The organism is Streptomyces sp. NPDC088762, from assembly GCF_044750905.1.
In the GTDB taxonomy this organism is placed as follows: Bacteria; Actinomycetota; Actinomycetes; order Streptomycetales; family Streptomycetaceae; genus Streptomyces.
The window spans coordinates 144,450-167,188 of the sequence record NZ_JBIVKT010000015.1 but is presented as its reverse complement, the minus strand read 5'-3'; the positions used below and the strand labels follow the sequence as shown (position 1 = coordinate 167,188).

At 71.7% G+C, this 22,739-nt stretch carries 22 protein-coding genes; 19 read left to right on the top strand and 3 right to left on the bottom strand.

Annotated elements, in window-relative coordinates:
* Positions 1–128 precede the first annotated feature (128 nt).
* Together ACIP5M_RS28440 and ACIP5M_RS28435 are read left to right on the top strand one after the other, a co-directional pair.
* Positions 129–743 (top strand): vitamin K epoxide reductase family protein, encoded by a 615-nt coding sequence (locus ACIP5M_RS28440; RefSeq protein WP_401202005.1) that lies wholly within the window; start codon positions 129–131, stop codon positions 741–743.
* Between the two features lie 40 nt (positions 744–783).
* Positions 784–2,139: a replication-associated recombination protein A gene (locus ACIP5M_RS28435; RefSeq protein ID WP_401202003.1), complete on the top strand. Its 1,356-nt coding sequence runs from the start codon at positions 784–786 to the stop codon at positions 2,137–2,139.
* A 98-nt stretch (positions 2,140–2,237) separates the two neighbouring features.
* On the opposite strand, the gene ACIP5M_RS28430 is transcribed toward ACIP5M_RS28435, so the two are convergent.
* On the bottom strand, positions 2,238–2,888 hold the full coding sequence (locus ACIP5M_RS28430; protein WP_401202001.1) for a DUF2470 domain-containing protein: 651 nt from the start codon (positions 2,886–2,888) through the stop codon (positions 2,238–2,240).
* 295 nt (positions 2,889–3,183) lie between these two features.
* Here ACIP5M_RS28430 and rpsD point away from each other — a divergent pair, with 295 nt between their 5' ends.
* Positions 3,184–3,795: a 30S ribosomal protein S4 gene (gene rpsD, locus ACIP5M_RS28425; RefSeq protein WP_150520470.1), complete on the top strand. Its 612-nt coding sequence runs from the start codon at positions 3,184–3,186 to the stop codon at positions 3,793–3,795.
* Positions 3,796–3,892: 97 nt separating this feature from the next.
* On the opposite strand, the gene ACIP5M_RS28420 is transcribed toward rpsD, so the two are convergent.
* The gene (locus ACIP5M_RS28420) at positions 3,893–6,064 is read right to left on the bottom strand and encodes an ATP-binding protein (RefSeq protein WP_401201999.1); all 2,172 of its coding nucleotides are present in this window, start codon (positions 6,062–6,064) and stop codon (positions 3,893–3,895) included.
* A gap of 157 nt (positions 6,065–6,221) precedes the next feature.
* On the opposite strand from ACIP5M_RS28420, the gene ACIP5M_RS28415 reads away from it, so the two are divergent.
* The 14 genes from ACIP5M_RS28415 (at position 6,222) to nusB (ending at position 20,081) form a co-directional block, all read left to right on the top strand.
* Positions 6,222–6,650 carry a DUF948 domain-containing protein gene (locus ACIP5M_RS28415; protein ID WP_401201997.1) on the top strand — a complete coding sequence of 143 codons (429 nt, stop codon included), beginning with the start codon at positions 6,222–6,224 and terminating at the stop codon, positions 6,648–6,650.
* Positions 6,651–6,658: 8 nt separating this feature from the next.
* Positions 6,659–7,021 carry a DUF6167 family protein gene (locus ACIP5M_RS28410; protein WP_401201995.1) on the top strand — a complete coding sequence of 121 codons (363 nt, stop codon included), beginning with the start codon at positions 6,659–6,661 and terminating at the stop codon, positions 7,019–7,021.
* Entirely contained in the window at positions 7,021–9,690 is a 2,670-nt protein-coding gene (gene alaS / locus ACIP5M_RS28405; protein WP_401201993.1) for an alanine--tRNA ligase, read from the top strand. The genes ACIP5M_RS28410 and alaS overlap by 1 nt, the downstream gene beginning before the upstream one ends.
* Positions 9,691–9,693: 3 nt before the next feature.
* Positions 9,694–10,164, top strand: a complete 471-nt coding sequence (ruvX, locus tag ACIP5M_RS28400; RefSeq protein WP_030028999.1) for a Holliday junction resolvase RuvX — start codon at positions 9,694–9,696, stop codon at positions 10,162–10,164.
* A 101-nt stretch (positions 10,165–10,265) separates the two neighbouring features.
* On the top strand, positions 10,266–11,948 hold the full coding sequence (mltG, locus tag ACIP5M_RS28395; protein ID WP_401201991.1) for an endolytic transglycosylase MltG: 1,683 nt from the start codon (positions 10,266–10,268) through the stop codon (positions 11,946–11,948).
* Between the two features lie 6 nt (positions 11,949–11,954).
* Positions 11,955–12,788, top strand: coding sequence for a shikimate dehydrogenase (locus tag ACIP5M_RS28390; protein WP_401201990.1), 834 nt, complete (start codon positions 11,955–11,957; stop codon positions 12,786–12,788).
* A 190-nt stretch (positions 12,789–12,978) separates the two neighbouring features.
* The gene (aroC, locus tag ACIP5M_RS28385) at positions 12,979–14,163 is read left to right on the top strand and encodes a chorismate synthase (RefSeq protein WP_401201988.1); all 1,185 of its coding nucleotides are present in this window, start codon (positions 12,979–12,981) and stop codon (positions 14,161–14,163) included.
* Positions 14,160–14,678: a shikimate kinase gene (locus ACIP5M_RS28380; protein WP_401201986.1), complete on the top strand. Its 519-nt coding sequence runs from the start codon at positions 14,160–14,162 to the stop codon at positions 14,676–14,678. Before aroC ends, ACIP5M_RS28380 begins: the two co-directional genes overlap by 4 nt.
* On the top strand, positions 14,675–15,766 hold the full coding sequence (aroB, locus tag ACIP5M_RS28375; RefSeq protein ID WP_401201984.1) for a 3-dehydroquinate synthase: 1,092 nt from the start codon (positions 14,675–14,677) through the stop codon (positions 15,764–15,766). The genes ACIP5M_RS28380 and aroB overlap by 4 nt, the downstream gene beginning before the upstream one ends.
* A complete protein-coding gene (aroQ, locus tag ACIP5M_RS28370) occupies positions 15,763–16,203 on the top strand; it encodes a type II 3-dehydroquinate dehydratase (protein WP_401201982.1) in 441 nt (146 codons plus the stop codon). Before aroB ends, aroQ begins: the two co-directional genes overlap by 4 nt.
* Before the next feature lie 92 nt (positions 16,204–16,295).
* Complete coding sequence (locus tag ACIP5M_RS28365) at positions 16,296–17,051, top strand: AAA family ATPase (RefSeq protein ID WP_401201981.1); 756 nt, start codon at positions 16,296–16,298, stop codon at positions 17,049–17,051.
* An 863-nt stretch (positions 17,052–17,914) separates the two neighbouring features.
* Positions 17,915–19,021 carry an aminopeptidase P family protein gene (locus tag ACIP5M_RS28360; RefSeq protein WP_401201979.1) on the top strand — a complete coding sequence of 369 codons (1,107 nt, stop codon included), beginning with the start codon at positions 17,915–17,917 and terminating at the stop codon, positions 19,019–19,021.
* Positions 19,022–19,080: 59 nt separating this feature from the next.
* Complete coding sequence (gene efp, locus ACIP5M_RS28355) at positions 19,081–19,647, top strand: elongation factor P (protein ID WP_401201977.1); 567 nt, start codon at positions 19,081–19,083, stop codon at positions 19,645–19,647.
* 2 nt (positions 19,648–19,649) lie between these two features.
* Complete coding sequence (nusB, locus tag ACIP5M_RS28350; RefSeq protein WP_048477873.1) at positions 19,650–20,081, top strand: transcription antitermination factor NusB; 432 nt, start codon at positions 19,650–19,652, stop codon at positions 20,079–20,081.
* A 167-nt stretch (positions 20,082–20,248) separates the two neighbouring features.
* Here nusB and bldD read toward each other — a convergent pair whose 3' ends face one another.
* On the bottom strand, positions 20,249–20,749 hold the full coding sequence (gene bldD / locus ACIP5M_RS28345) for a transcriptional regulator BldD (protein ID WP_030026184.1): 501 nt from the start codon (positions 20,747–20,749) through the stop codon (positions 20,249–20,251).
* A gap of 272 nt (positions 20,750–21,021) precedes the next feature.
* Here bldD and pyrR point away from each other — a divergent pair, with 272 nt between their 5' ends.
* Together pyrR and ACIP5M_RS28335 are read left to right on the top strand one after the other, a co-directional pair.
* A complete protein-coding gene (pyrR, locus tag ACIP5M_RS28340) occupies positions 21,022–21,597 on the top strand; it encodes a bifunctional pyr operon transcriptional regulator/uracil phosphoribosyltransferase PyrR (protein WP_401201975.1) in 576 nt (191 codons plus the stop codon).
* 150 nt (positions 21,598–21,747) lie between these two features.
* Positions 21,748–22,737 (top strand): aspartate carbamoyltransferase catalytic subunit, encoded by a 990-nt coding sequence (locus ACIP5M_RS28335; RefSeq protein WP_401201973.1) that lies wholly within the window; start codon positions 21,748–21,750, stop codon positions 22,735–22,737.
* Positions 22,738–22,739: the final 2 nt, after the last annotated feature.

Genomic DNA, 22,739 nt, shown 5'->3' with positions numbered 1-22,739 from the left:
GTGAGGGGCGGGGGAGCGTCGGCTCCCCCGCCCCTTCCTCGTCTCCGTCTCCGTCGAACGGTGGCCACACAGCCGGGTACGGCACAATGGCCCGTGCTTGATGACCTTGCAGATGTGGAGCGGGCGGGATGACGACACGAGACACGGACGCGGACACCGCCCCGAGGACGATCGGGGGCAGCCGGGCGCTGGCCCTGCTGCTGGTGATCACGGGGGCGGCGGGACTCCTCGCCGCCTGGGTGATCACGCTCGACAAGTTCAAGCTGCTGGAGGACCCGAACTTCGTTCCGGGCTGCAGCCTGAACCCGGTCGTCTCCTGCGGCAACATCATGAAGAGCGACCAGGCGGCCGCCTTCGGCTTCCCCAACCCCATGCTGGGGCTCGTCGCCTACGGGATCGTGATCTGCGTCGGCATGAGCCTGCTGGCCGGCGCCCGGTTCCGCCGCTGGTACTGGCTCACCTTCAACGCGGGCACCCTCTTCGGCGTCGTCTTCTGCGCCTGGCTGATGTACCAGTCCCTGTACAACATCAACTCGCTGTGCCTGTGGTGCTGCCTGGCCTGGGTCGCCACGATCCTCATGTTCTGGTACGTCACCTCGCACAACGTGCGGCAGGGCCTGCTTCCCGCGCCCGGGTGGCTCAAGGGCTTCCTCGACGAGTTCACCTGGGTGCTGCCGGTGCTGCACATCGGGATCATCGGGATGCTGATCCTGACCCGCTGGTGGGACTTCTGGACCTCGTAGGGGCGGCGGGACTGTCGGTGGGCTCGCATAGGCTTCCCATGTGGAACCAGACCTGTTCACCGCAGCTGCCGAAGACCGCAGGGAGAAGGACCCCGCGAGCTCCCCGCTCGCCGTCCGGATGCGCCCGCGCACCCTGGACGAGGTGGTCGGACAGCAGCACCTGCTGAAGCCGGGTTCGCCGCTGCGGCGTCTGGTGGAGGAGGCGGCCGGGGGACCGGCCGGCGCCTCGTCGGTGATCCTCTGGGGGCCGCCGGGCACCGGCAAGACCACCCTCGCCTACGTGGTCAGCCAGGCCACGCAGAAGCGGTTCGTGGAGCTGTCGGCCATCACGGCGGGGGTCAAAGAGGTACGGGCGGTCATCGAGGGCGCCAAGCGCGCGGCCGGCGGCTACGGCAAGGAGACCGTCCTCTTCCTCGACGAGATCCACCGCTTCAGCAAGGCGCAGCAGGACTCGCTGCTCCCGGCCGTCGAGAACCGCTGGGTCACGCTGATCGCGGCGACCACGGAGAACCCGTACTTCTCGGTCATCTCCCCGCTGCTGTCGCGTTCCCTGCTGCTGACGCTGGAGCCGCTGACCGACGAGGACCTGAGCGCGCTGATGCGCCGGGCGCTGGCAGAGGAGCGCGGCCTCGGCGGGGCGGTGACCCTGCCGGCGGACGCGGAGGCGCACCTGCTGCGGATCGCCGGCGGCGACGCGCGGCGGGCGCTGACGGCGCTGGAGGCCGGTGCCGGTTCGGCGATCGCCAAGGGCGAGTCCGAGATCACCCTCCAGACGGTGGAGGAGGCGGTCGACCGGGCGGCGGTCAAGTACGACCGGGACGGCGACCAGCACTACGACGTGGCGAGCGCGCTGATCAAGTCGATCAGGGGCTCGGACGTGGACGCGGCGCTGCACTACCTGGCCCGGATGATCGAGGCGGGGGAGGACCCCCGCTTCATCGCGCGGCGCCTGATGATCTCGGCGAGCGAGGACATCGGCCTGGCGGACCCCACGGCCCTGCCGCTCGCGGTGGCCGCAGCCCAGGCGGTGGCGATGATCGGCTTCCCGGAGGCGGCGCTGACGCTCTCGCACGTCACCATCGCGCTGGCGCTGGCTCCGAAGTCGAACACCGCCACGACCGCGATCGGCGCCGCACTGGCCGACGTCCGGGCGGGGCTGGCGGGGTCCGTGCCGGCGCACCTGCGGGACGGGCACTACAAGGGGGCGGCCAAGCTGGGGCACGCGGTGGGCTACGTCTACCCGCACGACGTGCCCGGGGCGATCGCGGCGCAGCAGTACGCGCCGGACGAGGTCCACGGCAAGCGGTACTACGAGCCGACGCGGTATGGCGCGGAGGCGCGCTACGCGGACGTCGTGGAGAAGGTCCGCGAGCGGCTGCGGGGTGCCGGGTCCTGACCTGCGGCGCCGCCGCGCAAGCGCCCCCGGGCTGCGCCCGGGCTCCTGGGGCTCCGCCCCAGACCCCGCGCCTCAAACGCCGGCGAGGCTGGATCTGCCTAGTGGCCCGCCGCTGTGAACAGCGTGTGCATCGCGCGGCGCAGACCGCAGATGTCCGCCACCGGCTCCGGAAAGTCGAAGCGGGCGTCGAAGGAGCCGGCCACGCCGCCGCTGAAGCGGACGCGCAGGCCCAGCCGGTCCAGCGCGAGCGGGACGGCCCCGAGGCCGTCGGCCTCGCGGGGGCCGAGCAGCCCGCACAGCTCGCCGATGCGGTCGCCGTGGGCTGCGTACAGGTGCTGCAGGAGCTCCGTCTCGTGCGCGACCATCGGGTCCGGCTCGGCCGCGGCCAGCTCCTCGGGGTCCACGTGCTCCGCGCCCCACAGGTCGTCGACCGAGATCTCGCCGACCTCCAGGCGCAGCAGCGTCCAGCGGCCCTCGGCCAGACCCAGCAGTTCGGCCACCGGCCGGCGCTCCGCCAGCAGGGCGGCGCAGGCCGCGCGGTCGTCCCGGCTCACCGGCGTCAGCCACCCGGACAGCCACGCACGGCCTCGGATACGATGGGGCACGGACACCGGCGCCACATCCGTGATCTCGATCACGGCGGTGAGGTCGTCGTCCTGGGCGTGAGCGGCTGCCCTGGCAGCTGCGGATTCCCCTGACACCAGGAGAATCACGTCCCCGTCCGGGGTGACGGTCCGTGCGGCCGGCATTCCTGTCCCGAGTTCTCCGCGGTCACGAGACCACAGCTGGTCGAAAGCACCCGGCAGCGTGAGGGATACTGAGGCGTTGGACTCTACGAGGGTTCGTACGCGTTCGGCTCCGGTGAGCTGCCGAACGCCTTCCCTGGGACGCGGCTGACCTTGCTTATCGTCGCCGAAAGCGGATTCCGTTTCGTTGGAACCCGAACTTCGGTGCGCACTGGGCAGGGGGATCCCATGTGGTCGAGACATTACGTCCTCCTCGATAAGGTAAGCCTCACCTAACTTACATGGAGGTAGGTTCCACGTGAACCAGAAGCGACCCAAGGTCAAGAAGTCGCGTGCCCTCGGCATTGCGCTGACCCCGAAGGCCGTCAAGTACTTCGAGGCCCGCCCCTACCCGCCGGGCGAGCACGGCCGTGGCCGCAAGCAGAACTCGGACTACAAGGTTCGTCTGCTCGAGAAGCAGCGTCTGCGCGCTCAGTACGACATCTCTGAGCGTCAGATGGCCCGCGCGTACGACCGCGCCAAGAAGGCCGAGGGCAAGACGGGCGAGGCGCTGGTCGTCGAGCTCGAGCGTCGCCTCGACGCCCTGGTCCTGCGTTCGGGCATCGCCCGCACCATCTACCAGGCCCGCCAGATGGTCGTTCACGGCCACATCGAGGTCAACGGTGGCAAGGTCGACAAGCCGTCGTTCCGTGTCCGTCCGGACGACGTCGTGACCGTGCGCGAGCGCAGCCGCGAGAAGGTTCCGTTCCAGGTTGCCCGTGAGGGTGGCTACGCAGGCGAGGGCGAGACCCCGCGCTACCTGCAGGTCAACCTGAAGGCCCTGGCCTTCCGCCTGGACCGTGACCCGAACCGCAAGGAAATCCCGGTCATCTGCGACGAGCAGCTCGTCGTCGAGTACTACGCCCGCTGATGCAGGCGTAGCCCTCACAGGCTGGTGGAAACCCGCCGTCCCCTTCGGGGGGCGGCGGGTTTCCGCGTTCCGTGGGCCGGGGCCCGCGGGCGACCGGCTACGCGGGATCCGGCTGGTCCGCCGCCGTGCTGCGCGTCGCCCGCGCGCCGCGCGGGCCGCCCCGCCCCGCAGCCCGCGGCGCCGCAGCCGGGCCGTGCTGCGCGCGCACCACCAGCGCCTCCCGGCTCAGCCGCCGCCCCTCGGCCGCGTACGCCGCGTACCGCTCCGCGCCCAGCAGCTCGCCCGCCCGCTCCAGACACATCAGCCGCGGCGCGTTGAAGTACCCCGAGCCGAACAGCCGGAGCCCCACCCCGCCCCACATCGCCTCGGCCGCGCCCTGGAGCACCGCCGCCTCGGCCGGATCACCCTCCGCGACCGTGACCAGCGCGAGCAGCTCCAGCGCCAGCACCAGCCCGACCAGATCGTGGAAGGCGTGGTTGATCGCCACGCACTCCGTCAGCAGCCGCCGCGCGCCCCGCGTGTCCCCGGCGTCCAGTTCTCCGTACGCGAGGACGTACAGCGCGTAGGCCTTCGTCCAGCGTTCCCCGCGCTCCTCGCAGATCTCCCGGACCTCCTCGCACAGCGTGCGCGCGGCCGCCGGCTCGCCCTGGAACGCCCTCGCCATCGCCAGCTCCACCTGGCACATCAGCACGTTGCTGTTCAGCTCCCCGGCCTCCCGGTAGCGCCGGAGCGCCGAGCCCAGCAGCTCCCCGGCCCGCGCCATGTCGTCCGAGACCAGGGCCAGGCAGCCCAGCCGGTGCACGGCGTAGGCCGCCGCCACCCGGTTCCCGCTCTCGGCCGCCCCGTCCCGGCACTCGTGCAGGGCCCGCATCGAGGCCACCGCGTCACCCTGGAGGGCGGCGACGTAACCCAGCACCCACAGCGCCTTCAGCCGTGAATCCTCGTACCCGGCCGCCCCCTCGTCCGGTGCCTCCAGGGCTCGGTCCAGCCAGTGGCGGCCCTCGGTGAGCCGGCCGCAGCCCGCCCAGCAGAACCACAGCGTGCCCGCGAGGTACCGGCCCAGGTGGACCTCGGAGGGTTCGTCCAGGCAGCACTCCAGGGCGAGCCGCAGATTGGGGAGCTCCGCCTCCACCAGCGCGGCGACCTCCTCCTGCCGCGGGCCGAACCACTCCAGCTCGCACCACGTCGCCAGGCCCACGTACCAGTCCCGGTGGCGCCGCCGCAGCCGCTCCGCGTCGCCCGTCGACTCCAGCCACCCCGCCCCGTACACCCGTACGGTCTCCAGCATCCGGTAGCGCACCCCGGTCGCCGTCTCCTCCCTGACCAGCAGCGACTGCTCCAGCAGCTGCCCGACCAGGTCCAGCACCTCCGCCACCGGCAGACCGGCACCCGCGCACACGTACTCGGCGGCGTCGAGGTCGAACGGCCCGGCGAACACCGACAGCCGCGCCCACAGCAGCCGCTCCTGCGCCGTGCACAGCTCGTGGCTCCAGCCGATCGCCGTGCGCAGCGTCCGGTGCCGGGGCAGCACCCCGCGCGCCCCGCCCGTGAGCAGCGCGAAGCGGTCCTCCAGCCGGGCCAGCACCTGATCGGGGGACAGCGCCCGCAGCCGCCCCGCCGCCAGCTCCAGCGCCAGCGGGATCCCGTCGAGGCGGGCGCACAGCTCGACCAGAGCCGCCCGGTTCGCGTCCGTCACGGCGAAGGACGGGTCGGCGGCGGCCGCCCGGGCCGTCAGGAGGGCCAGCGCCTCCTCCGGGACCGGCGGGGCCAGCGGGAAGGCCAGCTCCCCGTCCAGCGCCAGCGGGCGCCGGCCCGCGGCGAGCACCCGCAGGCCGGGGGAGCGGCGCAGCAGGTCCCGTACCAGAGCGGCGGCCTCGTCGACCAGCTGCTCGAAGCCGTCCAGGACCAGGAGCAGCCGCCGCTCCGCCAGGTGCTCCGCGAGCACCGTCCGCGGCGGCCGGGTGGTGTGGTCGGTCAGCCCGAACGCCTCCGCGAGCGCCAGCTCCAGCAGCGCCGGATCGCGTACGGTCGCCAGCTCGGCCAGCCACACCCCGTCGCAGTAGCGTTCCTGCGCCCCCTCCGCGGCCGACCGGGCCGCCGCGAGCACCAGCCGGGACTTGCCCACCCCGCCCACGCCGGTCACCGTGACCAGGCGGGAGGCCTCCAGCAGGCGCCCCAGCCCGGCCAGTTCGGCACCCCGCCCGACGAAGCGGCCCGGCTCCGAGGGAAGATTGCCGCGGTCGGTGGATCGAGGCGGTCTCTGTCGCATGGGACACGGAGGGTACTGGTCCGCGAGCGCTGCGTACAAAGCGATCGCAACGGGCCCGGAATTCCGGTACGGCCGGGGATCTCCGGCGCGATAGGGTCGGAGGACGAGTCTTCAGTGCAGTCCGAGCAGTCCAAGTACAGACAGAGAGCGGTGTGACGTGTCCGGTGGAGAGGTGGCCGGGATCCTCGTGGCCGTCTTCTGGGCCATCCTGGTCTCCTTCCTCGCCGTCGTGCTGGTGAGGCTGGCCCAGGTGCTCAGGGCGACCACCAAGCTGGTGGCCGACGTGACCGAGCAGGCCGTCCCGCTGCTGGCCGAGGCCTCCACCACCGTCCGCTCCGCGCGCACCCAGCTCGACCGGGTCGACGCCATCGCGAGCGACGTCCAGGAGGTCACCTCCAACGCGTCCGCGCTCTCCTCCACCGTGGCCTCCACCTTCGGGGGACCGCTGGTCAAGGTCGCGGCCTTCGGCTACGGAGTCCGCAAAGCGCTGGGCAAGGCCGACGGGGCGCCCGCGAAGACGAGCCGGCGCAGCGTGATCGTCGGCCGTACGGTACCGGCGGCCAGGCGCCGGAAGCAGAAGGGCTGAGACCACCGATGTTCCGCCGAGCCTTCTGGTTCACCGCAGGCGCCGCCGCAGGCGTGTGGGCCACCACCAAGGTCAACCGGCAGCTGAAGAAGCTGACGCCGGAGAGCCTCGCCGCCCAGGCCGCCGACAAGGCCGTGGAGGCGGGCCACCGCCTCAAGGACTTCGCCCTCGACGTCAAAGCGGGAATGACGCAGCGCGAGGACGAGCTGAACGATGCACTGGGCCTGCACCAGGATCCCGACCGGCCCGCGAACGTCACTGCCCTTCCCGGGCCGCGGCGGCTGCGGGCCATCGAGCACGACCAGCACGACAAGACCACCCACCGATCGAACCGCTCGACGGTCTCGTACAACCGGAATGAGGACCACTGATGGAGTCGGCTGAAATCCGCCGCCGCTGGCTGAGCTTCTTCGAGGAGCGCGGTCACGCCGTTGTCCCTTCGGCGTCGCTCATCGCGGACGACCCGACTCTGCTGCTGGTCAACGCGGGCATGGTGCCCTTCAAGCCGTACTTCCTCGGCGAGACCAAGCCCCCGGCCCCCCGCGCCACCAGCGTGCAGAAGTGCGTCCGTACGCCGGACATCGAAGAGGTCGGCAAGACCACCCGCCACGGCACGTTCTTCCAGATGTGCGGCAACTTCTCCTTCGGCGACTACTTCAAGGAAGGCGCCATCAAGTACGCCTGGGAGCTCCTCACGACTCCCGTGGCGGACGGCGGCTACGGCCTGGAGCCGGAGAAGCTCTGGATCACCGTCTACCTCGACGACGACGAGGCCGAGACGATCTGGCGCGACGTCATCGGCGTCCCCGCCGAGCGCATCCAGCGCCTGGGCAAGAAGGACAACTTCTGGTCCATGGGCGTTCCCGGCCCCTGCGGCCCCTGCTCCGAGATCAACTACGACCGCGGCCCCGAGTTCGGCGTCGAGGGCGGCCCCGCCGTCAACGACGAGCGGTACGTGGAGATCTGGAACCTCGTCTTCATGCAGTACGAGCGGGGCGCCGGCGACGGGAAGGAGGACTTCCCGATCCTCGGCGACCTGCCGTCGAAGAACATCGACACCGGTCTCGGCCTCGAGCGCCTCGCCATGATCCTGCAGGGCGTGCAGAACATGTACGAGACCGACACCCTGCGCGTGGTCATGGACAAGGCCACCGAGCTCACGGGCGTGCAGTACGGCGCCGCGAAGGACACCGACGTGTCCATGCGCGTGGTCGCCGACCACATCCGCACCTCCGTCATGCTCATCGGCGACGGCGTCACCCCCGGCAACGAGGGCCGCGGCTACGTGCTGCGCCGCATCATGCGCCGCGCCATCCGCAACATGCGCCTCATGGGCGCCACCGGGCCGGTCGTCCAGGACCTCGTCGACGTCGTTATCGACACGATGGGGCAGCAGTACCCGGAGCTGGTCACCGACCGCAAGCGCATCGAGACCGTCGCGCTCGCCGAAGAGGCCGCCTTCCTCAAGGCCCTCAAGGGCGGCACGAACATCCTCGACACCGCCGTGACCGAGACCAAGGCCGCCGGCGGCACGGTCCTGTCCGGCGACAAGGCGTTCCTGCTCCACGACACCTGGGGCTTCCCGATCGACCTCACCCTGGAGATCGCCGCCGAACAGGGCCTCTCCGTGGACGAGGACGGCTTCCGGCGGCTCATGCAGCAGCAGCGGGACCAGGCCAAGGCCGATGCCAAGGCCAAGAAGACCGGCCACGCCGACGTCTCCTCGTACCGCGAGATCGCCGACCGCGCCGGCGCCACCGAGTTCACCGGCTACGCCGTCAACCAGGGCGAGTCCACCATCGTCGGTCTCCTGGTCAACGGCGTCTCCGCGCCCGCCGCCTCCGAGGGCGACGAGGTCGAGGTCGTCCTCGACCGCACCCCCTTCTACGCCGAGGGCGGCGGCCAGCTCGCCGACCAGGGCCGCATCAAGCTCGACTCCGGCGCCGTCATCGTCGTCCGCGACGTCCAGCAGCCGGTCCCCGGTGTCTCCGTGCACAAGGGCTCCGTCCAGGTCGGCGAGGTGACGGTGGGCGCCTCCGCGTACGCCGCCATCGACGTCCACCGGCGCCGGGCCATCGCCCGAGCCCACTCCGCCACGCACCTGACGCACCAGGCGCTGCGCGACGCCCTGGGCCCGACGGCCGCCCAGGCCGGTTCCGAGAACTCGCCGGGCCGCTTCCGCTTCGACTTCGGCTCGCCGAACGCCGTCCCCGGCACGGTCCTCACCGACGTCGAGCAGAAGATCAACGACGTGCTCGCCCGCGAGCTGGACGTCACCGCCGAGATCATGAGCATCGACGAGGCGAAGAAGCAGGGCGCCATCGCCGAGTTCGGCGAGAAGTACGGCGAGCGCGTGCGCGTCGTCACGATCGGCGACTTCTCCAAGGAGCTGTGCGGCGGCACCCACGTCGGCAACACCAGCCAACTCGGACTGGTGAAGCTGCTCGGCGAGTCCTCCATCGGCTCCGGCGTGCGCCGCGTCGAGGCCCTGGTGGGCGTGGACGCGTACAACTTCCTCGCCAAGGAGCACACGGTCGTCGCCCAGCTCCAGGAGCTGGTCAAGGGCCGTCCGGAGGAGCTGCCGGAGAAGATCGCCTCCATGCTCGGCAAGCTGAAGGACGCCGAGAAGGAGATCGAGAAGTTCCGCGCGGAGAAGGTCCTCCAGGCCGCCGCCGGTCTCGCCGAGAACGCCCAGGACATCCGCGGGGTCGCCCTCGTCGTGGGCACCGTCCCGGACGGCACCGGCGCCGACGACCTGCGCAAGCTGGTCCTCGACGTCCGCGGCCGCATCCAGGGCGACCGCCCGGCCGTGGTGGCCCTGTTCACCACGGCGAACGACCGCCCGCTGACCGTCATCGCCACCAACGAGGCGGCCCGCGAGCGCGGCCTCAAGGCCGGCGACCTGGTCCGTACGGCCGCCAAGACCCTCGGCGGCGGCGGTGGCGGCAAGCCGGACGTGGCTCAGGGCGGTGGCCAGAACCCGGCCGCCATCCCCGAGGCCATCGCCGCGGTCGAGCGCCTCGTCGTAGAGACGGCCTGACCGATGACACTGCGCCGCGGCCGCCGGCTCGCCATCGACGTGGGGGACGCCCGCATCGGAGTCGCCTCGTGCGACCCCGATGGGGTGTTGGCCACACCGGTGGAGACCGTTCCGGGACGGGACATCCCCTTCGCCCACCGGCGGCTGCGGCAGCTCGTCGAGGAGTACGAGCCCCTCGAAGTCGTGGTCGGCCTGCCCCGCTCGCTCAGCGGGCGGGAAGGGCCGGCCGCGGCCAAGGTGCGCGCCTTCGCGAACGAACTCGCGAAGGGCATCAAGCCGGTGACGGTCCGTCTGGTGGACGAGCGGATGACCACGGTCACCGCCGCCCAGGGGCTGCGGGCCTCCGGCAGGAACGCGAAGAAGGGCCGGTCGGTCATCGACCAGGCAGCCGCAGTGGTGATCCTTCAGAACGCTCTTGAGACCGAACGGGTATCAGGTAATCCGCCCGGTGAGTGCGTCGAAGTGGTTGTCTGATCGCGATACGGTAACGTTCCGCGCGATGAGACGGCATTCGAACAGCCGTCGCCCACGGAAGCCGGAATCCGTGGCCTTCGTCTCGCGGCTCTAGGGGACCGATGACTGAGTATGGCCGGGGCCGAGGCTCCGAACCGTGGCACCCTGAGGATCCCCTGTACGGGGACCAGGGGTGGACCGGGCACCAGACCCAGCAGGGCCAGGCGCCCTACGGCGGCGATCCGCAGCAGCAGTACCCGCAGCAGCAGTATCCGCAGGAGCCGCAGTACCAGGAGCCCTACCCGACGCAGCCCCACCAGCCGTACTCGCAGCACCCGCAGCACCCGCAGTACGTCGAGCAGCAGCACCAGGGCTACGCCCCGCACCAGCCGGTGTACGACAGCCAGGGCTGGGACACCGGCCAGGGCCAGTACACGGGAGCGGTGCAGGTCGACCCGTACGTCGCCGCCGACCCGTACGCCTCGCAGCCCGTCCCCGTCTACCCCGGCGAGACCCCGGACCTCTACGGCACGGACGACGCCTACCCGCCTCCGCGGCCCCCGGGCCGGCGCCACCTGGAACCGGAACCGGTCGAGGAAGCCGACGAGGAGGAGTCCGAGGACTCGTTCATCGCCGGCGGCGGTGGCCGCGGCGGCGACGACGGCGACGAGCCCGGCGGCGGCCGCCGCTCCGGCCGCTCGAAGGGCGGCAAGCCCAAGAAGCGCAGCGGCATGGCCTGCCTGATCGCCGCCGTCGTGATCATCGGCGTGGTCGGCGGGGGCGGCTACTACGGCTACAGCTACCTCAAGGCGAGGTTCGGCGCCGCCGAGGACTTCGCGGGTGAGGGCACCGACGAGGTCGTCGACGTCGAGATCCCCAAGGGCGCGGGCCTCGGCCAGATGGGCCGGATCCTCAAGGACGCCGGCGTGGTCGCCAGCGCCCAGGCCTTCGTCGACGCCGCGGGCGCCAACCCCAAGGGCAAGTCGATCCAGCCGGGTGTCTACCCGATGAGGAAGAAGATGTCGGCCGCGGCCGCCGTCGCCCTGATGATCGACCCGAGCAAGCTGAACGTCATCACCGTCGCCGAAGGCTGGCGCAACGCCAAGGTGTACGAGGCGATCGACAAGAAGCTGGGCAAGCCCGACGGCACCACCCGGGACATCGCCCAGCGCGAGGCCAAGAACCTCGGACTGCCCGCCTGGGCCGGCAACAACCCCAAGCTCATGGACCCGCTCGAGGGCTTCCTCTACCCGGCGCGCTACGACCTCAGCAAGGACAGCACCCCCGAGTCCCTGCTCAAGCAGATGATCAAGAACGCGACCGACAAGTACGCGGAGCTCGGCATCGAGGGCAAGGCCAAGGAGCTGGGCCTGGAGAACCCGCTCCAGGTGGTCACGGTCGCCAGCCTCGTCAACGCCGAGGGCAAGAACCACGAGGACTTCCGGAAGATGTCCGAGGTCGTCTACAACCGCCTCAAGAAGACCAACGACGTCACGAACCAGAAGCTCGAGTTCGACTCGACGTACAACTACATCAAGGGCAAGAGCGACATCAACTTCTCCATCAAGGAGGCGAGGGCGCTCGACCACCCCTACAACACGCACTTCGTCAAGGGCCTGCCTCCCGGCCCGATCGGGAACCCCGGTGCGGACGCGCTGAACGCTACGCTCAACCCCGACCACGGCGGCTGGATGTTCTTCGTGTCGGTCGACGGCGACAAGACGACCTTCACCAAGACCTACGAAGAGCACCAGACGCTGGTCGCGGAGTTCCTCGAGCGGCAGAAGCAGAAGAACGGCGGGTAGCAGGACATGTCACGGATAAGGGCCGCGGTGCTGGGTTCGCCCATCGAGCACTCCCTCTCACCGGTGCTGCACCGCGCCGCCTACCAGGAGCTCGGCCTCGACGACTGGTCGTACGACCGCTTCGAGATCGACGAGGCCGCGCTCCCGGGGTTCGTCGCCGGTCTCGGCCCCGAATGGGCCGGGCTGTCGCTGACCATGCCGCTGAAGCGGGCGATCATCCCGCTGCTCGACGTCATCAGCGACACGGCCGCCTCCGTCGAGGCGGTCAACACGGTCGTCCTCACCGAGGACGGCCGCCGCCTCGGCGACAACACCGACATCCCCGGCATCGTCTCCGCGCTCCACGAGCGCGGCGTCGAGAAGGTGCCGTCCGCCGCCGTCCTCGGCGCCGGCGCCACCGCCTCCTCGGCGCTCGCCGCGCTCTCGCGGATCTGTACCGGCGAGGTCACCGCGTACGTCCGCTCGCGCGCCCGCGCCGACGAGATGCGGCAGTGGGGCGAGCGGCTCGGCGTCGCCGTACGCACGGCGGACTGGTCCGAGGCGGCCGAGGCGCTGACCGCGCCGCTGGTGATCGCCACCACACCGGCCGGTACGACCGACGCCCTGGCCGCGTCCGTACCGCAGGCGCCGGGCACCCTCTTCGACGTCCTCTACGACCCCTGGCCCACCGCCCTCGCGGCGGCCTGGTCCCGCCGGGGCGGCGAAGTCGTCGGCGGGCTGGACCTGCTGGTCCACCAGGCCGTGCTCCAGGTCGAGCAGATGACGGGCCGCGCCCCGGGCCCGCTGGCCGCCATGAGGGCTGCGGGAGAGCGGGCGCTGGCCTCCCGTCACGCCGGCTGATCGTTTTCGGACTCGCAGGTTCCGCCGCCCCGCGCAGTGCCGTGGTCGGGTCACCTGACGGACAAGGCGTCCGATAGTTGGACCGGGGCCCGTTGAACCCCTCCGGACATGGGAGGATCGGGTGAGGCGGGTCCGGGCCGCGCACCCGATCGCGCCCTCGCTTTACCAGGCGCGAGCATGAGGAGCATCGTTGAGCAGGTTGCGTTGGCTGACCGCCGGGGAGTCGCACGGACCGGCGCTGGTAGCGACGCTGGAGGGGCTTCCCGCCGGCGTCCCGGTCACCACCGAGCTGGTGGCCGACCACCTGGCCCGGCGCCGGCTCGGCTACGGCCGCGGTGCCCGGATGAAGTTCGAACAGGACGAGATCACCTTCCTCGGCGGCGTCCGGCACGGGCTGTCGCTGGGTTCGCCGGTCGCGGTCATGATCGGGAACACCGAGTGGCCGAAGTGGGAGACCGTCATGTCGGCCGACCCGGTCGACCCCTCGCTGCTGAAGGACACCGGCCGCAACGCGCCGCTGACCCGGCCCCGGCCCGGCCACGCCGACCTCGCCGGCATGCAGAAGTACGGCTTCGACGAGGCCCGGCCGATCCTGGAGCGCGCCAGCGCCCGTGAGACCGCCGCCCGCGTCGCCCTCGGAGCCATCGCCCGGTCCTTCATCAAGGAGGCCGCCGGCATCGAGATCGTCTCCCACGTGGTGGAACTGGCCGCGGCCAAGGCCCCGTACGGAGTCCTCCCGACCCCCGCCGACGTCGAGAAGCTCGACGCCGACCCGGTGCGCTGCCTCGACGCCGACGCGAGCAAGGCGATGGTCGCCGAGATCGACCAGGCCCACAAGGACGGCGACACCCTCGGCGGTGTCGTCGAGGTGCTCGCCTACGGCGTGCCCGTCGGCCTCGGCTCCCACGTCCACTGGGACCGGCGCCTCGACGCCCGCCTCGCCGCCGCGCTCATGGGCATCCAGGCCATCAAGGGCGTCGAGGTCGGCGACGGCTTCGAGCTCGCCCGCGTACCCGGCTCCAAGGCGCACGACGAGATCGTCTCCACCCCCGAGGGCCTCAAGCGGACCTCCGGCCGCTCCGGCGGCACCGAGGGCGGTCTGACCACCGGCGAGCTGCTGCGCGTACGGGCCGCCATGAAGCCCATCGCGACCGTGCCGCGCGCGCTGGCGACCGTGGACGTGGCCACCGGTGAGGCGACGGTGGCGCACCACCAGCGCTCCGACGTCTGTGCCGTCCCGGCCGCGGGCATCGTCGCCGAGGCCATGGTGGCCCTGGTCCTGGCCGACGCGGTCGTCGAGAAGTTCGGCGGCGACTCCGTCCCCGAGACCCGCCGCAACGTCCGGTCGTACCTCGACAACCTGCAGATCCGGTGACGGGCGGACCTCTGGTCGTCCTCGTCGGGCCCATGGGGTCCGGCAAGTCCACGGTGGGGGCGCTGCTCGCCGAACGGCTCGGCGTCCCCTACCGGGACACGGACGCGGACATCGTCGCGGCCCAGGGCCGGGAGATCTCCGACATCTTCGTCGACGAGGGCGAGCCGTACTTCCGTGAGCTGGAGCGGCAGGCGGTCGCCACCGCCGTCGCCGAGCACACCGGAGTCCTCGCCCTCGGCGGCGGCGCGGTCCTCGACGAGGGAACCCGTACGCTGCTCACCGGCCTCCCCGTCGCCTATCTGTCGATGGACGTCGAGGAAGCCGTACGGCGCGTCGGCCTCGGCGCCGCGCGCCCGCTGCTCGCCGTCAACCCGCGCCGCCAGTGGCGCGAGCTGATGGACGCCCGGCGGCCCCTGTACACCGAAGTCGCGCGCGTCGTGGTGGCCACCGACGACCGCACCCCCGAAGAGGTCGCCCAGGCGGTCCTCGACGCTCTGGAGTTGAAGGACGTATGACAGACCAGGTGACGCGGATCCACGTCGGCGCGAGCGCCGGCCATGACGCGTACGACGTGCTCGTCGGCCGGCAGCTGCTCGGCGAGCTCGGCTCCCTGATCGGTACGAAGGCCCAGCGGGTCGCCGTGATCCACCCCGAGGCGCTGGCCTCGACCGGTGAGGCACTGCGCGACGACCTGGCCGAGCAGGGCTACGAGGCGGTCGCCATCCAGGTGCCGAACGCCGAGGAGGCCAAGACGGCCGAGGTGGCCGCCTACTGCTGGAAGGCGCTCGGCCAGTCCGGTTTCACCCGCACCGACGTCATCGTCGGCGTCGGCGGGGGAGCCACCACCGACCTCGCCGGCTTCGTCGCCGCCACCTGGCTGCGCGGCGTGCGCTGGATCGCCGTACCGACCACCGTCCTCGCGATGGTCGACGCGGCCGTCGGCGGCAAGACCGGCATCAACACCGCCGAGGGCAAGAACCTGGTGGGCTCCTTCCACCCGCCCGCCGGCGTGCTCTGCGACCTGGCCGCGCTGGACTCGCTGCCGGTCAACGACTACGTCAGCGGCCTCGCCGAGATCATCAAGGCCGGATTCATCGCCGACCCGGTGATCCTCGACCTGATCGAGGCCGACCCGGCCGCGGCGCGCACCCCCGAGGGCCCGCACACCGCCGAACTGATCTGCCGCTCCATCCAGGTCAAGGCCGACGTCGTCTCCAGCGACCTCAAGGAATCGGGCCTGCGGGAGATCCTCAACTACGGCCACACCCTCGCGCACGCCATCGAGAAGAACGAGCGCTACAAGTGGCGGCACGGCGCGGCCGTGTCCGTCGGCATGGTCTTCGCCGCCGAACTCGGCCGGCTCGCGGGCCGCCTCGACGACGCCACCGCCGACCGCCACAAGGAGATCCTCGCCGCCGTCGGCCTGCCGCTGACCTACCGCGGTGACCAGTGGCCCAAGCTGCTCCAGACCATGCAGGTCGACAAGAAGTCCCGCGGCAACCTGCTGCGCTTCATCGTCCTCGACGGACTGGGCAAGCCCACGGTGCTGGAGGGCCCCGACCCGGCGCACCTGATCGCCGCCTACGGCGAGGTGTCCGCGTGAGCCGCAGGGTGCTGGTGCTGAACGGCCCGAACCTGGGCCGGCTCGGCTCGCGCGAGCCCGATGTGTACGGGGCCACCTCGTACGCAGGGCTGGTGGACAGCTGCCGGACGCTGGGCGAGGAGCTCGGCTTCGACGTCGAGGTCCGCGAGACCAACGACGAGGGCGAGATCATCCGCTGGCTGCACGAGGCGGCGGACGGCAAGATTCCCGTGGTCATCAACCCGGGGGCCTTCACGCACTACTCGTACGGGATGAGGGACGCGGCCGCGCAGCGCACCGCGCCGCTCATCGAGGTGCACATCTCGAACCCGTACGCCCGCGAGGAGTTCCGGCACACCTCGGTCATCGCCTCGGTGGCGACCGGGACGGTGGCGGGCTTCGGCATCGGCTCCTACCGGCTGGCGCTGCGCGCGCTGGCGGACGAGATCTCCCTCTGACGCCCTGCCCGGCGGTGCTGGTGGACCGCCGGGCCTCCGGGGTCATATAACGTTCTCGCATCAGTCGCCGGAACGAGACGGAGTGGCAGCGGATGCAGCAAGGAGTGGGGGGCGCGAGCGCGGGCTGGGGGCAGTCGGGACCCCGTCCGGCGGCGCCTCCGCAACCGCCGATACCTCCGGCGCAGGGCTGGCCGGGGATGCCGCCGCCGCACGCCCACCACGCCGGGCCGCCGTCGCAGCCGGTGACGCCCGTACCGGAGGCCACTGGGCACGTTCCGCTGCCGCCCGCGGTGCCGGGCACCGGAGCGGCCACCCTCGCCGTGCTGCTGATCGGCCCGGCCGGCGCGGGGAAGACCACCGTGGCCCGGCACTGGGCCAGCACCAGGCCGGTCCCGACCGCGCACGTCAGCCTCGACGACGTCCGCGAGTGGGTGTGCTCCGGCTTCGCCGACCCGCAGGCGGGCTGGAACGAGCACTCCGAGGCCCAATACCGCCTCGCCCGCCGCACCTGCGGCTTCGCCGCCCGCAACTACCTGGCGAACGGGATCTCCTGCATCCTCGACGACGCCGTCTTCCCCGACCGGCCGGTCGTCGGCCTGGGCGGCTGGAAACGGCACGTGGGCCCCGCGCTGCTGCCGGTGGTCCTCCTGCCCGGCCTGGAAATCGTCCTGGAGCGCAACGCCGCACGCTCCGGCAACCGGCGGCTCTCCGACGAGGAGGTCGCGCGGATCCACGGGCGGATGGCGGGCTGGTACGGCTCCGGTCTGCCGATCATCGACAACTCGCATCTTGATGTGGAGGGGACGGCGCGGGCGCTCGACGAAACGTTGGCGCGTGCGCTGGCTTGACCGGTCTTCCTCGGCTCGCCGCCGCGGCTGGGCTCCGCCCCGCTCTTCGCGCCTCAATCGCCGGCGGGGCTGGGGTGGTGCCCCCGGGGCGGGGTTTGACCGCCGGTCGGGTCCCGCTGCTGGGGCTCCGCCCCAGACCCCGCGCCTCAATCGCCGGCGAGGCTGGAATGCCCCGGGGCGGGGCCCCGATCCCCGGGCCGGGGCGGTTCCGCCTCAAACGCCGGCGGGGCTGGGGTGGTGCCCTCCGGGCGGAGCGACTTTGCCGGTCGGGGTCGCGGGGTCCCTCCGGGACGTCTCCTCGGCTCGCGCACTAAGGCACGGACCAGCAGTTCAGCGTGGTTGCGCGCTCGTCCTGCGGGGACATCCCGGAGTGCCCCCGCTCCACCAGCAGGCACCAGGGCCCGGCCCGGTGTGCGGGGGAGTGGATTCCAAGCCGGGCCCGGGCGGGGCCGGAGTGGGGCTTGGGGTGGGGACACGCCGGAGTGTCCCCGCAGGACGAGCGCGCAACCCCCTGGAACATGTCGAAGCACGCCTTCGTGCGCGAGCCGAGGAGACACTCCGGAGGGGCACCGCCCCGAGCCCCGCTCCGGCCCCGCCCGGAGGGCACCCCCCAGCCCCGCCGGCGTTTGAGGCGAACCGCACCGGCCCGGGGGACCGGGGCCCCGCCCCGGGGGCGCCACCCCAGCCCCGCCGGCGTTTGAGGCGAACCGCACCCGGCCCGGGGAACGGGGCCCCGCCCCAAGGGCACCACCCCAGCCCCGCCGGCGTTTGAGGCGAACCGGGCCCGCCCGGGGGATCGGGGCCGGCCCCGTCCGGACGCGCTCACCAGGACGGATGCGCGAGGCACTCGTACGCTCGAAGACATGTCAGACGTGTACGCCGCCCGCCGGAGCTCGCTTCGCGACCGCTGTGCCGCCGCGGGGAACGCCGCCGCGCTGATCACGCGTCCGGCGAACGTCCGCTACCTCTCCGGGGCCTCCCCCCTCGGTGCCGTCCTGCTCGTCGGGCCCGCCGAAGACGTGATGTTCTGCGGCAGCGCACCCACCGGCGAGGTGGACGAGGGGCGGCTCGACGACCGGCTCAGGGTCTCCGTGCTGGCGAGCCCCGGCGGGGACCCGGCCGTCGCGGCCGGTGACATGGCCGCCGCGCTGCGGGCCGACTCCCTCGCGGTGGAGGAGCACCACCTCACCGTGGCCCGGCACCGGGCCCTGCGCTCCGTGGCGCCCAAGCTGCGCCTCGCGGACCTCGGCACCGCCGTGGAGCAGCAGCGCCTCGTCAAGGACGAGGAGGAGATCGCCTGCCTGCGCATCGCCGCCGAAATCGCCGATCAGGCCCTCGGTGAGCTGCTGGAGTCCATCCTCGTCGGCCGTACCGAACGCCATCTGGCGCTGGAGCTGGAGCGGCGCCTCGTCGACCACGGGGCGGACGGGCCCGCCTTCCCGACCTCCGTGGGCACCGGCCCGCACTCCGGCCGCCCCCGGCACCGGCCCTCAGACCGCCGGGTCGAGGAGGGTGACTTCCTCTCCGTCTGCCTCGGGGCCAACTACCGCGGCTACCGCTGCGAGATCGGCCGCACCTTCGTGATCGGCACCACCCCCGCCGACTGGCAGATCGAGCTGTACGACCTCGTCTTCGCCGCTCAGCGCGCCGGGCGCGAGGCGCTCCTGCCCGGGGCCGCGTACCGTGATGTGGATCATGCGGCACGGTCGGTACTGGACTCCGCCGGCCACGGGGAGGCGCTCGCCGCGTCGACCGGACACGGTGTGGGTCTCGAAATCGACGAGGACCCGCAGCTTGCACCTACGGCAATGGGTAAACTGGACGCTTGCGTGCCGGTCACCGTCGAACCGGGGGTTCACCTCCCGGGCCGGGGAGGTGTCCGGATCGATGACACGCTCGTCGTGCGCCCCGAGGCGGACGGCGGTCCCGAGCTACTCACCATTACGACCAAGGAGCTGCTCGCGCTCTAGTCCGCTCCGCCGGACTGTGCGCGCACCCGTGGTCTTCCAGTGCAGGAGATTCCGCAACCGTGGCTTCCACGAACGACCTCAAGAACGGCATGGTGCTCAAGCTCGACGGTGACCAGCTCTGGTCCGTCGTCGAGTTCCAGCACGTCAAGCCCGGCAAGGGCCCGGCCTTCGTGCGCACCAAGCTCAAGCACGTGCTCTCCGGCAAGGTCGTCGACAAGACCTTCAACGCCGGCACGAAGGTCGAGACCGCCACGATCGACCGGCGTGACATGCAGTTCTCGTACATGGACGGCGAGTACTTCGTCTTCATGGACATGCAGACCTTCGACCAGCTGATGGTCGACCGCAAGGCCGTCGGCGACTCCGCCAACTTCCTCATCGAGGGCATGACCGCCTCGGTGGCGCAGCACGAGGGCTCGGTGCTCTACGTCGAGCTCCCCGCCGCCGTCGAGCTCGTGATCGAGCACACCGACCCGGGCGTCCAGGGCGACCGCTCCACCGGTGGCACCAAGCCGGCGAAGCTCGAGACGGGCCACGAGATCCAGGTCCCGCTCTTCGTCAACACCGGCGAGAAGGTCAAGGTCGACACCCGCACCAGCGACTACCTCGGCCGGGTGAGCAGCTAACCGTGGCTGCCCGGAGCAACGCGCGCAAGCGCGCCTTCCAGATCCTGTTCGAGGCCGACCAACGCGGGGTGCCCGTGCGCGAGGTCCTCGCGGACTGGATCCGCCACGCCCGGTCGGACGACCGGCAGCCGCCGGTCAGCGCCTTCACGATGGATCTCGTCGAGGGGTACGCCGACAAGGTGAACCGGATCGACGACCTGATCGTCACCTACGCCGTGGACTGGGAACTCGACCGCATGCCGGTCGTGGACCGCAACATCCTGCGGCTCGGTGCCTACGAGCTGATCTGGGTGGACGACACCCCGGACGCAGTGGCCATCGACGAGGCCGTCCAGCTGGCCAAGGAGTTCTCGACGGACGACTCGCCTTCGTTCGTCAACGGGCTGCTGGCCCGCTTCAAGGACCTGAAGCCGAGCCTGCGCCGGGGCGAGTAGCCCCCGGCCGATCGGCGACCACGGAGGGCCCGCAGCGCACGCGCGCTGCGGGCCCTCCGTTTGTGTGCGGCCGCGCGGACTTCGAACGCGAAAACGGCGGGTGCCGGGAACCCTCTCGGGCTCCCGGCACCCGCCGGTACGTTTCTGCTGGTCCTGGGACCGGGGACTCAGACGTCCTCGTGGGCCACGGCGCGACGCGCATCCGCGTCCAGCACGCCCCAGCTGATCAGCTGCTCGGTCAGGACCGAGGGGGACTGGTCGTAGATGACGGCCAGCGTGCGCAGGTCGTCCTGGCGGATCGACAGCACCTTGCCGTTGTAGTCGCCGCGCTGGCTCTGGATCGTTGCCGCGTACCGCTGGAGCGGGCCGGCCTTCTCGGCGGGCACGCCCGCCAGGCGCTCCAGGTCGAGGCGCAGCTTCGGCGGCGGCTCGGCGGCCCCGCCCGGCGTCGTACCCGGCAGCAGTTCCTGCACCGGAACCCCGTAGAAGTCCGCCAGCTCGGCAAGGCGCTGGACGGTCACGGCGCGGTCCCCGCGCTCGTAGGAACCGACCACCACGGCCTTCCACCGGCCCTGCGACTTCTCCTCGACACCGTGGAGGGAGAGGCCCTGCTGGGTGCGGATGGCGCGGAGCTTGGCCCCGAGCTGTTTGGCGTATTCGCTGGACATAACGCTCCCGGACGCTGTGACGCTGTGACTACATGGCTGACATGCGGCTCCGCCGCGCGGCTGGTAACTCACTGTGAGGTTACGCAGCGTTACTTGGCCGCGTCAAGCCGAATGGTCACCGTCGCCCCCTCGGGAACGGCCCCAGGAGCCCCGTGGGAGCTCCCCCGCGCCGGGCCGGTGCGGGCCCGGCCGGCCGCCCCTGCTATCCTGTGAGGCGTACATCAGACGTCCTTTAAGGTCCGTCCCGTGAGGCGGAGAAGGAGGTCCTTTTCATGGACACCCAGCAGAACACCGATGCCGCGCGCTCCGTTCTCGAAGCGCAGGACATCGCCCGGGTGGTGACCCGGATCGCCCACGAGATCGTCGAACGCGCCAAGGGCGCCGACGACGTGGTGCTCCTCGGCATTCCCACCCGCGGTGTGTACCTCGCCCGCCGGCTGGCCGCCAAGCTCGAAGAGATCACCGGTACGAAGATTCCGGTCGGCTCCCTCGACATCACCATGTACCGCGACGACCTGCGGATGAAGCCAGCCCGCGCGATCGGCCGCACCGAGATCCCCGGTGACGACCTCGACGGCCGCCTCGTCGTCCTCGTCGACGACGTCCTCTTCTCCGGGCGCACCATCCGCGCCGCCCTCGACGCCCTCGGCGACCTCGGCCGCCCCCGCGCCGTGCAGCTCGCCGTCCTCGTCGACCGTGGCCACCGGGAACTGCCGATCCGCGCCGACTACGTCGGCAAGAACCTCCCCACGTCGCTGCGGGAGACCGTCAAGGTCCAGCTCCAGGAGGAGGACGGCCGTGACGCCGTGCTGCTCGGCCAGCGGACCGCCCGGGCAGCCGGGCAGTAGCCCCTGCGCACCCCCGGGCCCCCACGGGGTCCGCGCCGAAGTCTGCCCTGACCCGCCCTGCGCGGACGCCCCCCTCGTGGTGCCCCGTTCGGCTGCCCTGCCCGAAACCCCGCCAGCCAGCCTGCCCTCCTGACCTACGGAGCCATCCAGATGAAGCGCCACCTCATCTCGGCCGCCGATCTCACGCGCGACGACGCCGTCCTGATCCTCGACACCGCCGAGGAGATGGCCCGCGTCGCGGACCGGCCGATCAAGAAGCTGCCCACGCTGCGCGGCCTCACCGTCGTCAACCTCTTCTTCGAGGACTCGACCCGCACCCGGATCTCCTTCGAGGCGGCCGCCAAGCGGCTCTCCGCCGACGTCATCAACTTCTCCGCCAAGGGCTCCTCGGTTTCCAAGGGCGAATCCCTGAAGGACACCGCGCTGACCCTGGAGGCCATGGGCGCCGACGCGGTCGTCATCCGCCACCACGCCTCCGGCGCCCCCTACCGGCTCGCGACCTCCGGCTGGATCGACTCGGCCGTGGTCAACGCCGGCGACGGCACCCACGAGCACCCCACGCAGGCCCTGCTGGACGCCTTCACCATGCGCCGCCGCCTCGTCGGCCGCGACGCCGGCCTCGGCAAGGACCTCGCCGGCCGCCGGATCACCATCGTCGGCGACGTCCTGCACAGCCGCGTCGCCCGCTCCAACGTGCAGCTGCTCCACACGCTCGGCGCCGAGGTCACCGTGGTGGCCCCGCCGACCCTGGTCCCGATCGGCGTCGAGAGCTGGCCCTGCGAGGTCTCGTACAACCTGGACGAGGTGCTGCCGAAGTCCGATGCGGTGATGATGCTGCGTGTGCAGCGCGAACGCATGAACGCCGCCTTCTTCCCGACCGAACGCGAGTACTCCCGCCGGTACGGGCTCGACGGCGACCGCATGGCGAAGATGCCCGAGCACGCCATCGTGATGCACCCCGGCCCGATGAACCGCGGCATGGAGATCACCGCCGAGGTCGCCGACTCCGACCGCTGCACGGCCGTCGAGCAGGTCGCCAACGGCGTCTCCACCCGGATGGCCGTCCTTTACCTGCTGCTCGGAGGCTCCGAGCCCGCCGTCACCACCACCCCCGCCGCGCGCACCGAGGAGAGCAAGTAACC